The sequence below is a fragment of the Ensifer sp. GW823-FHT05D09 genome (genome assembly GCF_058795755.1).
In genome coordinates this window covers 43,562-56,677 of sequence record NZ_JBXAIA010000002.1, presented here as the reverse complement: position 1 = coordinate 56,677, position 13,116 = coordinate 43,562, and the positions used below count along the sequence as shown (strand labels likewise).

The following is a 13,116-nucleotide window of genomic DNA, read 5'->3' as shown; positions in this document are numbered from 1 at the left end:
TTACTTCCTCTTTGCCTTCTTGTCCGCACCGTGACCGTAATAGGTCCGGGTCGGAGAGAATTCGCCAAACTTGTGGCCGACCATGTCTTCATTGACGCTGACCGGAACGTGCTTGCTGCCGTTGTAGACGCCGAAGGTGAGGCCGACAAACTGCGGAAGGATCGTGGAGCGACGGCTCCACATCTTGATCACTTCGTTACGACCGCCTTCGCGGACCTTCTCAGCCTTCTTGAGAAGATAGCCGTCAACGAACGGACCTTTCCATACTGAACGAGTCATTCGAGACTTCCTCTCTTACTTCTTCTTCTGGTGGCGCGAGCGCATGATGAACTTGTCGGTCGACTTGTTCGAGCGCGTCCGCTTACCCTTCGTGGGCTTGCCCCACGGGGTAACCGGGTGACGACCACCGGATGTGCGGCCTTCACCACCGCCGTGCGGATGGTCAACCGGGTTCATGACGACGCCGCGAACGTGCGGCTTCTTGCCGCGCCAACGCGAACGACCAGCCTTACCGTCATTGATGTTGCCGTGGTCGGGGTTCGACACGGCGCCGATCGATGCCAGGCACGAACCGTGCACCAGGCGCTGCTCGCCAGAGTTCAGGCGGAGGATCGCCATGCCCTGGTCACGACCAACGAGCTGAGCGTAGGTACCTGCCGAACGAGCGAGCTGACCACCCTTGCCCGGCTTCATTTCCACGTTGTGGATGATGGAGCCGACCGGGATGAACTGCAGCGGCATGGTGTTGCCGGGCTTCACGTCGACGGCTGCCTTGCCAGAAGCGATGACCTTGTCGCCGGCAGCGAGGCGCTGCGGAGCGAGGATATAGGCCTGTTCGCCATCGGCGTAGGTGATCAGCGCGATGAACGCGGTGCGGTTCGGGTCATATTCCAGACGCTCGACGGTGCCTTCGACGTCGAACTTGCGACGCTTGAAGTCGACCAGACGGTAGGTCCGCTTGTGACCGCCGCCCTGGAAGCGAACGGTGATACGGCCGAGGTTGTTGCGACCGCCCTTGGAGTGCAAACCTTCGGTCAGCGCCTTGACCGGCTTGCCCTTGTAGAGGCCGGACCGGTCAACGATGACCAGCTGGCGCTGGCTCGGGGTCGTCGGATTGAAACTTTTCAATGCCATTTTATTGTTCCCTTTTGGGTTTTTACCCTAATGGGCCTATCCGTTAGAGACCGGTGGAGACGTCGATGGACTGACCGTCGGCGAGCGTGATGATCGCCTTCTTCACGTCCTTCTGCTTCCCGGTAAAGCCGCGGAAGCGCTTGGTCTTGCCCTTGCGGACGAGCGTGTTCACGGCCGTAACCTTGACGCCGAACAGTGCTTCGACAGCAGCCTTGATTTCAGGCTTCGAAGCGCCCTTGGCGACGTTGAAGACGATCTGGTTCTGTTCGGAAACCAGCGTCGACTTTTCAGTGATCGAGGGGGACACGATCACGTCGTAGTGGCGAAGATCCGTCATTTGAACCGCTCCTCCAGAGCTTCCACGGCAGCCTTGGAAAGCACGAGCTTGCCACGGCGCAGAATGTCGTAAACGTTGATGCCCTGAACCGGCAGAACGTCCACATTCGGAATGTTCTGAGCGGCGAGCTTGAAGTTGTTCTCGATTTCGGCGCCACCGATGATCAGAGCATTGGTCAGGCCCAGCGAGGCGAAAACGCCTGCGAGGGTCTTGGTCTTTGCTTCTGCGGCAACGAGATCGTCGAGGACGATGATGTTTTCAGCCTTCAGCTTGGCAGACAGAGCGTGGCGAAGGCCGAGTGCACGAACCTTCTTCGGCAGGTCATGGGCGTGGCTGCGAACAACCGGGCCATGAGCCTTACCACCACCACGGAACTGCGGCGCGCGAGCGGAGTGGTGGCGGGCGCGGCCAGTACCCTTCTGCTTGTACATCTTGGCGCCGGTGCGCGAAACTTCTGCGCGGCCCTTCGACTTGTGCGTGCCCTGCTGCTTCTTGGCGAGCTGCCAGCGAACGACGCGGGCAATGATGTCTTCACGGGGTTCGAGACCGAAAATGGCGTCCGAAAGGGAAACCTTTCCCGCGTCCTTGCCCTCGAGGGTTTTGACGGTGAGATCCATAATTCGGCTCCCTTACTTGGATGCTTCGGCGCGCACGGCCGCGGGGCGCGGTGCGCCTTCCGGGGTGCCCGACTTGATGGCGTCACGAACGACGATCCAGGCACCCTTGGAGCCGGGGACTGCGCCCTTGACCAGGATCAGACCACGATCTTCGTCGGTCGATACGACTTCGAGGTTCTGCGTGGTGACGCGCGTCTGGCCCATATGACCAGCCATGCGCTTGCCCTTCCAGACGCGACCCGGATCCTGGTTGGAGCCGGTCGAACCATGCGAGCGGTGCGATACGGAAACGCCGTGCGTTGCACGAAGGCCGCCGAAGTTGTGGCGCTTGATGGCGCCGGCAAAGCCCTTACCGATCGTGGTACCGGTAACGTCGACGAGCTGGCCCGCAACGAAATGGTTTGCGGTCAGTTCGGAGCCGATGTCGATCAGATTGTCCGCGGAAACGCGGAATTCGACGAGCTTCGCCTTCGGTTCGACGTTGGCGGCAGCAAAGTGGCCGCGCATCGCCTTCGGCGTATTCTTGACCTTGGCAGTGCCGGCGCCCAACTGGACAGCGGTATAGCCGTTCTTGTCGTCCGTGCGCTGGGCTACCACCTGGCAGTTTTCCAGCCGCAATACTGTTACCGGGATATGCTCGCCGGCGTCGTTGTAGACGCGCGTCATTCCCACTTTCTGTGCAATCACACCTGAACGCATCGGTTCATTCCTCTTGAGAGTTAACGACGGGGCGAACCCCCTCGCATCTCTTGTTTAAGGTCTCCCTCTGCTCCTTGCGGAACGTCGGGTCGCCCGTTTCTGGAAGCCGTTGGACCGAAGTCCACGTACCTTCCTTGTTATTAAAGCTTAATTTCCACGTCGACGCCGGCAGCGAGGTCGAGCTTCATCAGCGCGTCAACGGTCTGCGGGGTCGGATCTACGATATCGAGAAGGCGCTTGTGGGTACGCATTTCGAACTGTTCGCGGCTCTTCTTGTCGACGTGCGGCGAACGGTTGACCGTAAATTTTTCAATGCGCGTCGGCAGCGGTACTGGACCGCGCACGCTGGCACCGGTGCGCTTGGCCGTCGAGACGATTTCGCGCGTCGAGGCATCGAGGATCCGGTGATCAAACGCCTTGAGGCGGATGCGGATGTTCTGGCCGTTCATACGACTTATCCTTGTTCATGTTAGTTGCGGTTTCCGTGGAGAAACGCGCATTGAACTTCGTTTGATGTTCGGCCAGTCCGCTAATTTTTCAAAGATCGGAGGGACAAGGTTTCCCCTGCCCCTTCCTATTTGAGCGGCCGTGGCCGGCCTGTACTTTCGTGTTCGCACAATGCCGACGCACCATGCAAATCACGCTTGCGCGCCATTTGCACTATTTCGGCGTCGTCGGCAAGCCGTGCGACCAACTAAATCTTGCTGGGCGGCTATGTCCGGGGCGCATACCGATGCGCCCCGCCCATTCCGCCCGTCGTCGATTACTCGACGATCGAAGCGACGATGCCGGCGCCGACGGTGCGGCCGCCTTCGCGGATAGCGAAGCGCAGCTTTTCTTCCATCGCGATCGGAACGATCAGCTCAACGGCAACGGTGACGTTGTCGCCAGGCATAACCATTTCCGTGCCTTCCGGAAGCGTCACGATACCGGTCACGTCCGTCGTGCGGAAGTAGAACTGCGGACGGTAGTTCGTGAAGAACGGCGTATGACGACCGCCTTCTTCCTTCGTCAGGATGTAGGCTTCGGCCATGAACTTCTTGTGCGGCTTGACCGAACCCGGCTTGCACAGGATCTGACCACGCTCAACGCCATCACGGTTAACACCACGAACCAGCGCGCCGATGTTGTCGCCGGCCTGGCCCTGGTCGAGCAGCTTGCGGAACATTTCAACGCCCGTAACCGTCGTCTTCGACGTGTCGCGGATGCCGACGATTTCAACTTCTTCGCCGACCTTGACGATGCCGCGCTCAACGCGACCGGTCACAACCGTACCACGGCCCGAGATCGAGAACACGTCTTCGATCGGCATCAGGAACGGAAGGTCGATCGGACGCTCAGGCGTCGGGATGTAGGCGTCGACAGCAGCCATCAGCTCGCGGATCGCGTCTTCACCGATCTTCTTGTCGGAATCTTCAAGAGCAGCAAGCGCCGAACCCTTGATGATCGGAATGTCGTCGCCCGGGAATTCGTAGGACGACAGAAGTTCGCGAACTTCAAGCTCGACGAGCTCGAGAAGCTCGGCGTCGTCAACCTGGTCGACCTTGTTGAGGAACACGACGATTGCCGGAACGCCAACCTGGCGAGCAAGCAGGATGTGCTCGCGGGTCTGCGGCATCGGGCCGTCAGCAGCCGAGCAAACCAGGATCGCGCCGTCCATCTGCGCAGCACCGGTGATCATGTTCTTGACGTAGTCGGCGTGGCCGGGGCAGTCGACGTGCGCGTAGTGACGGTTCGGCGTCTCATACTCAACGTGAGCCGTCGAAATCGTGATACCACGGGCCTTTTCTTCCGGAGCAGCGTCGATCTGGTCGTACGCCTTGTACTCGCCGAAGTACTTCGTGATCGCTGCGGTCAGCGACGTCTTGCCATGGTCAACGTGGCCAATCGTGCCAATGTTAACGTGCGGCTTGTTGCGCTCAAATTTGCTCTTTGCCATTTTCGGCTCTCCGTTTCCTGTCCCCTGTCGGGGAAATCTTATCTATCTATTTCAGCGAAAGGGTATTCCGGTCACTTCTGACCGGAATACTTTGCCTGGATTTCCTGTGCGACGTTCGACGGGACCGGCGAGTAGTGATCGAAGGTCATCGTGTACTGGGCGCGGCCCTGAGACATCGAGCGCAGGTTGTCCACGTACTTGAACATGTTCGCGAGCGGGACGTTTGCGTTGATCACGACAGCAACGCCGCGTGCTTCCTGGCCCTGGATCTGGCCACGACGCGAGTTCAAGTCGCCGATAACGTCACCGACGTAGTCTTCCGGCGTTACGACTTCGACCTTCATCATCGGCTCGAGGAGCTGAGCGCCGGCCTTCTTGGCTGCTTCACGGAAGCAGGCACGCGAAGCGATTTCGAACGCCAGAACCGACGAGTCGACGTCGTGGAAGGCACCGTCGATGAGCGTCGCCTTGACGCCGAGCATCGGGAAGCCTGCGAGCGGACCCGAAGACAGAACGCTTTCGATGCCCTTCTGAACGCCCGGGATGTATTCCTTCGGAACAGCACCACCGACGATCTTGGACTCGAACTTGAAGTCTTCGCCATCCGGGTTCGGTTCGAAGACGATCTTGACGCGCGCGAACTGGCCGGTACCACCGGACTGCTTCTTGTGCGTGTAGTCTTCTTCGTGCTGACGCGTGATGGTTTCGCGGTAGGCAACCTGCGGCGCGCCGACGGTTGCTTCGACCTTGAATTCGCGGCGCATACGGTCAACCAGGATGTCGAGGTGAAGTTCACCCATACCTGCGATGATCGTCTGGCCGGACTCTTCGTCCGTCTTGACGCGGAACGACGGGTCTTCTGCAGCCAGACGGTTGAGCGCGAGGCCCATCTTTTCCTGGTCGCCCTTGGTCTTCGGCTCGATAGCGATCTGGATGACCGGCTCCGGGAATTCCATGCGTTCGAGGATAACCGGCTTCAGCGGGTCGCAGAGCGTATCGCCAGTGGTGGTTTCCTTGAGGCCAGCCAGAGCAACGATGTCGCCTGCAAAGGCTTCTTCGATGTCTTCACGGCTGTTGGAATGCATCTGCAGCATACGGCCAACGCGCTCGCGCTTTTCCTTGACCGTGTTCATGACCGACGTGCCCTTTTCGAGCTTGCCGGAGTAGATGCGGGCGAAGGTGAGCGAACCGACGAAGGGGTCGTTCATGATCTTGAAGGCGAGCATCGAGAGCGGCTCGCTGTCGTCAGCATGGCGCTCGGTCTCGGCTTCGGTCTTGACGTCGATGCCCTTGATCGCCGGGATGTCCAGCGGCGACGGCAGGTAGTCGACGACAGCGTCGAGAAGCGGCTGAACGCCCTTGTTCTTGAACGCGGTACCGCAGAACATCGGGTGGAACTTCACGTCGATGGTGCCACGGCGAACGAGCGCGCGGATCTGGTCGTTGTCAGGCAGATTGCCTTCCAGGTAGGCTTCGGTCGCGGCTTCGTCGATCTCGACAACGGTCTCGATCAGCAGTTCGCGGTACTTCTGCGCTTCTGCCTTCATGTCGTCCGGGATCTCAACGACGTCCCACTGGGCGCCGAGCGATTCGTCGCGCCAGATCAGTGCGTTCATCTCGATCAGGTCGATGACGCCCTTGAACTCGGTCTCAGCGCCGATCGGCAGCTGCATGACGACCGGGATCGCACCGAGGCGCGATTTGATCATCGAGACGGAGCGGTAGAAGTCAGCGCCGGTCTTGTCCATCTTGTTGCAGAAGATCATCCGCGGGACATTGTACTTCTCAGCCTGACGCCAGACGGTTTCCGTCTGCGGCTCAACACCGGCATTGGCGTCGAGCAGCGCGATGGCGCCGTCGAGAACACGCAGCGAACGCTCGACTTCGATGGTGAAGTCGACGTGGCCGGGGGTGTCGATGATGTTGAAGCGGCGGGTCTTGCCGTCACGGCCCTTCCAGAAGGTCGTGGTCGCAGCAGACGTGATGGTGATGCCGCGTTCCTGCTCCTGCTCCATCCAGTCCATGGTAGCGGCGCCGTCATGGACTTCGCCGATCTTATGGGACTTACCGGTGTAGTAGAGAATACGTTCGGTCGTCGTCGTCTTGCCGGCGTCGATGTGCGCCATGATACCGAAGTTGCGGTAGTCTTCGATTTTGTATTCGCGAGCCATAGGGACTCCCTTTCGAAATTGGTCGTCGATTACCAGCGGTAGTGCGAGAATGCACGGTTGGCGTCGGCCATCTTGTGCGTGTCTTCGCGCTTCTTGACGGCGCTGCCACGGTTGTTCGCAGCGTCCATGAGTTCGCCGCAGAGGCGATCAACCATGGTCGTTTCGTTGCGCTTGCGGGCAGCAGCAATCAGCCAGCGGATGGCGAGCGCCTGACGGCGTTCCGGACGAACGTCGACGGGAACCTGGTAGGTTGCACCACCAACGCGACGCGAACGGACTTCGACGTGCGGAGCAATGTTGTCGAGCGCCGAATGGAACACGGCAATCGGCTCCTGCTTCAGCTTACCCTGAACGGCATCGAACGCACCGTAAACGATGCTTTCAGCAACCGACTTCTTGCCATGAAGCATGATGGCATTCATGAACTTGGTGACAACCAGATCGCCGAACTTCGGGTCCGGATTGATCTCGCGCTTTTCTGCACTGTGACGACGTGACATACGTTTTGTCTCTCAACTGTTGACTGGCGCCTTAACACGCGGAGAACCTCGCGCAGCGCCGAATTCGTGAAACCCGAAATTACTTCGGACGCTTCGCACCATACTTGGAGCGGCGCTGCTTGCGGTTCTTGACACCCTGCGTATCGAGAACGCCACGGATGATGTGGTAACGGACACCCGGAAGGTCCTTTACGCGGCCGCCGCGGATCATGACAACCGAGTGTTCCTGAAGGTTGTGACCTTCACCCGGGATATAGCCGATGACTTCGAAGCCGTTGGTCAGGCGGATCTTAGCAACCTTACGCAGAGCCGAGTTCGGCTTCTTCGGGGTCGTCGTGTAGACGCGCGTGCAAACGCCGCGCTTCTGCGGGTTTTCCTGCAGAGCAGGAACCTTGTTGCGCTTTACCTGTGCCTGACGCGGCTTGCGGATCAGCTGGTTTACGGTAGGCATGTAACCATCCCTTGCAAAATCTTGTCTCGTTACCCTTGCGGGCGGATCGTTGCCGTCGCCGGCGATACGAACGCCTGTAAAATGCGCAAACGAGGACCGATCCGCTTTATCGCGGATGGCCCTACAAAAAGCAGAGGACACACAATTTCGCGCGTCATGCGTGCAGCATTTTTTGTAGTCAGCGTGCGTTTTGAACCTTGTTTGAGGCGAACTCCAGAACGCGACGTTCCGAACCAGCCAGCCTCACATGGGCTCCGATGCGGCGGGGTGTACTGATTTCAAGGCCGACAGTCAAGGGCAATTAACAAATAAACTCCGGTTCGCAAGCCTGACATGCCCGGAAAACAAGGCTTTGGCGCGTGTCCCGGCGGGGTATGGCGACCCGGATTGCACTTGAACGCAAGCAGCTTCCAACAGGGTTAAGGAATCGGCAACCAGTTTATGACGGTTTTCCACCAGAACGATTCTATCCCCCACCAAAGCCTGTGGCCTCCGATCTATTTCTTTCGCACTGCACTGAAAAGGGCGCTAAAGTCAGCCACGCACTCGAAAGGATATTCTATGAGCGTCACGCCTGACAACGACAATGCACCGGACGAGCCGATGGTCTTCATCATCATCGGCAAGGCCTATGAGACCGACGGAGACGACGAAGGCGTCGACATTCACGTGATGTTGCGCGCACCCGACGACGATACGGCCGTACGCGAGGCGCTGAACGCGCTTGCCGAAGAAGGCTTCCTGGAGGCCGACCTCGATCAGATCGGCACACTGACCGACGTGCCGAACGAGGAGCCGCATGCCTCCGCCTACCAGGGCGCGCTTGAAGGCGAAGTTGCGATCATCCGTTTCAGCTGAAGCCGCCGACGCCGACGCGTCGCCCCTTTTCAGCCTCCCATAATGAAGAAGCCGCCCGGATCGCTCCGGGCGGCTTTTTTTAATCTGGGGAAAGAGGGCGGGAACCGCCCTCCTCCTATTACTCGGCCGCAGCGTTTTCCTTCGCGAGATCGGCAAGCATCGGGGTCGCAACGTCTGCGCCCGTACCCTTGCGACGTTCTTCGAGGATCATCTCGTCGCGCGCCGTCGCAATGCGACGGATCTGGGTCATCGTTCCGCCGGTACCGGCCGGGATCAGACGACCGACGATGACGTTTTCCTTCAGACCCTGCAGGCCGTCGACCTTGCCGGCGATTGCCGCTTCGGTCAGGACCTTGGTGGTTTCCTGGAATGACGCCGCCGAGATGAACGACGGTGTCTGCAGCGAGGCCTTGGTGATGCCGAGCAGGACCGGATCGCCGTATGCCGGCTTCTTGCCCTGTTCGATCAGACCGTCGTTGACGTCTTCGAGCTCGATGCGATCGACATTGTCACCGACGATGTAGGTCGAGTCGCCGGCATCGGTGATTTCCACCTTCTGCAGCATCTGACGAACAATGACTTCGATGTGCTTGTCGTTGATCACAACGCCCTGCAGTCGGTAAACTTCCTGGATTTCGTTGACCAGGTAGGAAGCGAGTGCTTCCACGCCCTTGATCGCCAGGATGTCGTGCGGCGCCGGGTTGCCGTCGAGGATGTAGTCGCCCTTTTCAATGTAGTCGCCATCCTGAAGATGGAAGGGCTTGCCCTTCGGGATCAGGTACTCGACCGGCTCGACACCGTCTTCAGCAGGTTCGATCAGCACGCGACGCTTGTTCTTGTAATCGCGACCGAAGCGGATCGTACCATCGATCTCAGCGATGATGGCGTGGTCCTTCGGACGACGAGCTTCGAACAGTTCGGCAACGCGCGGCAGACCGCCGGTGATGTCCTTGGTCTTGGCGCTTTCCAGCGGCGAACGCGCAAGCACGTCACCCTGGGAGACCTTCGTACCAGGCTCGACCGAAAGAATGGCGTCGACCGAAAGCATGAAGCGGGCGTCACCACCGCGCGACAGCTTCAGAACGGCGCCGTTCTTGTCCTTGATGACGATCGCCGGCTTCAGGTCGATACCGCGCGGCGTCGAACGCCAATCGATAACCTGACGCTTGGTGATACCGGTCGATTCGTCGGTCGCTTCGAGCACCGAGATGCCATCGACGACGTCTTCGAAGTGAACGATACCTTCCACTTCCGTCATCATCGGACGGGTGTAGGGGTCCCATTCGGCAAGGCGCTGACCGCGCTTCACCTTGTCACCATCGTCGACGAAGATCTTCGAACCATAGGCAACACGCTGCGAGGAGCGCTCGACACCACGTTCGTCGAGGATCTGCACGGCCATGTTACGACCCATGGCGACAAGAATGCCATCAGAGTTGCGCAGCATGTTGCGGTTCTTGATCTGAACCGTGCCTTCGTAGGACGCTTCCAGGAACGACTGGTCGACCACGGTCGCCGTACCGCCCAAGTGGAAGGTACGCATGGTGAGCTGGGTGCCCGGTTCACCGATCGACTGTGCGGCGATAACGCCAACCGCTTCGCCCATGTTGACAGGCGTACCACGTGCCAGGTCGCGGCCGTAGCAGACGCCGCAGACGCCGGTCTGGATTTCGCAAGTCAGCGCCGAACGGATGCGGATCGACTGGATACCAGCCTTTTCGATCTCGATGACATCAGGTTCAAGGATCATCCGGCCTGCATCGACGATCCGAACGCCCGTGACCGGGTGATCGATGTCATCCAGAGCCGTACGGCCGAGAATACGAGCGCCAATCGAAGCCACAACCTGACCGGCATCGACGATTGCCGTCATGGTGAGGCCGTTCTGGGTGCCGCAATCGACTGAGTTGACGATGCAATCCTGCGCCACGTCGACGAGACGACGGGTCAGGTAGCCCGAGTTCGCGGTCTTCAAGGCGGTGTCGGCCAGACCCTTACGAGCACCGTGGGTCGAGTTGAAGTACTCGTTAACGGTGAGGCCTTCCTTGAAGTTCGAGATGATCGGCGTCTCGATGATTTCGCCCGACGGCTTGGCCATCAGGCCGCGCATGCCGCCCAGCTGACGCATCTGGTTCGGAGAACCACGGGCGCCGGAGTGCGACATCATGTAGATCGAGTTCATCGGCTTCTGACGGCCGTTGTCGTCGAACTCCACGGCCTTAATGCGGGCCATCATTTCGTCGGCGACCTTTTCGGTCGCCTTACCCCAGGCGTCGACAACCTTGTTGTACTTTTCGCCCTGCGTGATGAGGCCGTCATTGTACTGCTGCTCGTATTCCTTCACGAGCGCTTCAGTGTCGCCGACGATCTTCACCTTGGTGTCCGGAATGACCATGTCGTCCTTGCCGAACGAAATGCCGGCGCGGCAGGCATGGGCAAAGCCGAGCTGCATGATGCGGTCGCAGAAGATGACCGTGTCTTTCTGACCGCAGTGACGGTAGACCGTGTCGATCATCTTGGAGATGTTCTTCTTGGTCATTTCCTGGTTGCAGGTCTCGAACGGCACGTTGACGTTGCGCGGCAACAGTTCGCCGATGATCATGCGGCCAGGTGTCGTTTCGTAGATCTTCGAAACCGGGTTGCCCTCGGCGTCGACGGTCTTGAAGCGGCCGCGGATCTTGGCGTGCAGCGTCACGGACTTGGTTTCGAGCGCGTGATGCAGCTCGCCCATGTCGGAGAACGCCATGCCTTCGCCCGGCTCGTTCTGGTTCAGGATCGACAGATAGTAGAGACCGAGAACCATGTCCTGCGACGGAACGATGATCGGAGCACCGTTGGCCGGGTGCAGGATGTTGTTCGTCGACATCATCAGAACGCGGGCTTCAAGCTGCGCTTCGAGCGACAGCGGCACGTGAACCGCCATCTGGTCACCGTCGAAGTCGGCGTTGAAGGCCGTGCAGACGAGCGGGTGCAGCTGGATCGCCTTGCCTTCGACCAGGGTCGGTTCGAAGGCCTGGATGCCCAGGCGGTGCAGCGTCGGTGCGCGGTTCAAGAGGACCGGATGTTCGCGGATGACCTCGTCGAGGATATCCCAGACTTCCGGCTTTTCCTTTTCGACGAGCTTCTTGGCCTGCTTGACGGTCGAGGAGTAACCCTTGGCGTCGAGGCGAGCATAGATGAACGGCTTGAACAGCTCGAGTGCCATCTTCTTCGGAAGACCGCACTGGTGCAGCTTCAGTTCCGGACCAGTCACGATAACCGAGCGGCCGGAGTAGTCGACGCGCTTGCCGAGCAGGTTCTGACGGAAGCGGCCCTGCTTGCCCTTGAGCATGTCGGACAGCGACTTCAGCGGACGCTTGTTGGCACCCGTGATGACACGACCGCGGCGACCGTTGTCGAACAGCGCGTCCACGGATTCCTGCAGCATGCGCTTTTCGTTGCGGATGATGATGCCCGGTGCGCGAAGCTCGATCAGGCGCTTCAGACGATTGTTGCGGTTGATCACGCGGCGATAGAGATCGTTCAGATCCGACGTCGCGAAACGGCCACCGTCGAGCGGCACGAGCGGACGCAGGTCCGGCGGGATCACCGGGACGACCTTCATGATCATCCATTCCGGACGGTTGCCGGAATCCATGAAGTTCTCGACGATCTTCAGGCGCTTCATCAGCTTTTTCTGCTTCAGATCCGAGGTGGTCTCGGCCAGGTCCGAACGCAGATCGCCAGCGATCTTTTCGAGATTCATCGAAGCGAGCATCTCATAGATCGCTTCAGCACCGATCATCGCGGTGAACTGATCTTCGCCGAACTCGTCGACAGCGAGCATGTAGTCTTCTTCGCTGAGGAGCTGGTTTTCCTTCAGCGACGTCAGACCAGGCTCGGTGACGATGTAGTTTTCGAAGTACAGAACGCGCTCTACATCCTTCAGCGTCATGTCGAGCAGCGTCGAAATACGGCTCGGCAGCGACTTCAGGAACCAGATGTGGGCAACGGGAGCGGCGAGCTCGATGTGGCCCATGCGCTCACGGCGAACGCGCGACAGCGTTACTTCAACGCCGCACTTTTCGCAGATGATGCCCTTGTACTTCATGCGCTTGTACTTGCCGCACAGGCATTCGTAATCCTTGATCGGACCGAAGATACGAGCGCAGAAGAGACCATCGCGTTCCGGCTTGAACGTGCGGTAGTTGATCGTCTCCGGCTTCTTGATCTCACCGTAAGACCAGGAAAGAATCTTCTCCGGCGAGGCGATCGAAATCCGGATGGAATCGAAAGTCTGTGCAGGCACCTGCGGATTGAAAAGATTCATGACCTCTTGGTTCATGCCTGTCTCCTTTACGGGCTTAACGCCCTGAGCTTGGCGAGGGTGCCGACAAATCCCGGGCGCCGGCCCCTGCCCCATAAACAGCT

Annotated in this window: 12 protein-coding genes; 1 reads left to right on the top strand and 11 read right to left on the bottom strand. The window is 59.4% G+C overall.

Going from position 1 to position 13,116, the window contains the following annotated elements:
- The 10 genes from rpsS to rpsL form a co-directional block, all read right to left on the bottom strand.
- A complete protein-coding gene (rpsS, locus tag AC1Q80_RS05930) occupies positions 1 to 279 on the bottom strand; it encodes a 30S ribosomal protein S19 (protein ID WP_112811828.1) in 279 nt (92 codons plus the stop codon).
- Positions 280 to 294: 15 nt separating this feature from the next.
- Positions 295 to 1,134 carry a 50S ribosomal protein L2 gene (rplB, locus tag AC1Q80_RS05925; protein ID WP_112811829.1) on the bottom strand — a complete coding sequence of 280 codons (840 nt, stop codon included), beginning with the start codon at positions 1,132 to 1,134 and terminating at the stop codon, positions 295 to 297.
- A gap of 43 nt (positions 1,135 to 1,177) precedes the next feature.
- Positions 1,178 to 1,471 (bottom strand): 50S ribosomal protein L23, encoded by a 294-nt coding sequence (locus AC1Q80_RS05920; RefSeq protein ID WP_025426666.1) that lies wholly within the window; start codon positions 1,469 to 1,471, stop codon positions 1,178 to 1,180.
- Complete coding sequence (gene rplD / locus AC1Q80_RS05915) at positions 1,468 to 2,088, bottom strand: 50S ribosomal protein L4 (RefSeq protein ID WP_112811830.1); 621 nt, start codon at positions 2,086 to 2,088, stop codon at positions 1,468 to 1,470. The genes AC1Q80_RS05920 and rplD overlap by 4 nt, the downstream gene beginning before the upstream one ends.
- Positions 2,089 to 2,100: 12 nt before the next feature.
- A complete protein-coding gene (rplC, locus tag AC1Q80_RS05910; protein ID WP_025426664.1) occupies positions 2,101 to 2,787 on the bottom strand; it encodes a 50S ribosomal protein L3 in 687 nt (228 codons plus the stop codon).
- A gap of 140 nt (positions 2,788 to 2,927) precedes the next feature.
- Positions 2,928 to 3,236, bottom strand: a complete 309-nt coding sequence (gene rpsJ, locus AC1Q80_RS05905; protein ID WP_003507767.1) for a 30S ribosomal protein S10 — start codon at positions 3,234 to 3,236, stop codon at positions 2,928 to 2,930.
- Between the two features lie 314 nt (positions 3,237 to 3,550).
- A complete protein-coding gene (tuf, locus tag AC1Q80_RS05900; RefSeq protein ID WP_173419732.1) occupies positions 3,551 to 4,726 on the bottom strand; it encodes an elongation factor Tu in 1,176 nt (391 codons plus the stop codon).
- A gap of 71 nt (positions 4,727 to 4,797) precedes the next feature.
- Positions 4,798 to 6,897, bottom strand: a complete 2,100-nt coding sequence (fusA, locus tag AC1Q80_RS05895; RefSeq protein ID WP_173419737.1) for an elongation factor G — start codon at positions 6,895 to 6,897, stop codon at positions 4,798 to 4,800.
- Positions 6,898 to 6,926: 29 nt separating this feature from the next.
- Complete coding sequence (gene rpsG, locus AC1Q80_RS05890) at positions 6,927 to 7,397, bottom strand: 30S ribosomal protein S7 (RefSeq protein WP_025426662.1); 471 nt, start codon at positions 7,395 to 7,397, stop codon at positions 6,927 to 6,929.
- A 79-nt stretch (positions 7,398 to 7,476) separates the two neighbouring features.
- Positions 7,477 to 7,848, bottom strand: a complete 372-nt coding sequence (gene rpsL, locus AC1Q80_RS05885) for a 30S ribosomal protein S12 (RefSeq protein ID WP_003507760.1) — start codon at positions 7,846 to 7,848, stop codon at positions 7,477 to 7,479.
- A 561-nt stretch (positions 7,849 to 8,409) separates the two neighbouring features.
- On the opposite strand from rpsL, the gene AC1Q80_RS05880 reads away from it, so the two are divergent.
- Positions 8,410 to 8,706, top strand: coding sequence for a hypothetical protein (locus AC1Q80_RS05880; RefSeq protein WP_025426661.1), 297 nt, complete (start codon positions 8,410 to 8,412; stop codon positions 8,704 to 8,706).
- A gap of 118 nt (positions 8,707 to 8,824) precedes the next feature.
- Here AC1Q80_RS05880 and rpoC read toward each other — a convergent pair whose 3' ends face one another.
- Positions 8,825 to 13,030 carry a DNA-directed RNA polymerase subunit beta' gene (gene rpoC, locus AC1Q80_RS05875; protein WP_209793392.1) on the bottom strand — a complete coding sequence of 1,402 codons (4,206 nt, stop codon included), beginning with the start codon at positions 13,028 to 13,030 and terminating at the stop codon, positions 8,825 to 8,827.
- Positions 13,031 to 13,116: the final 86 nt, after the last annotated feature.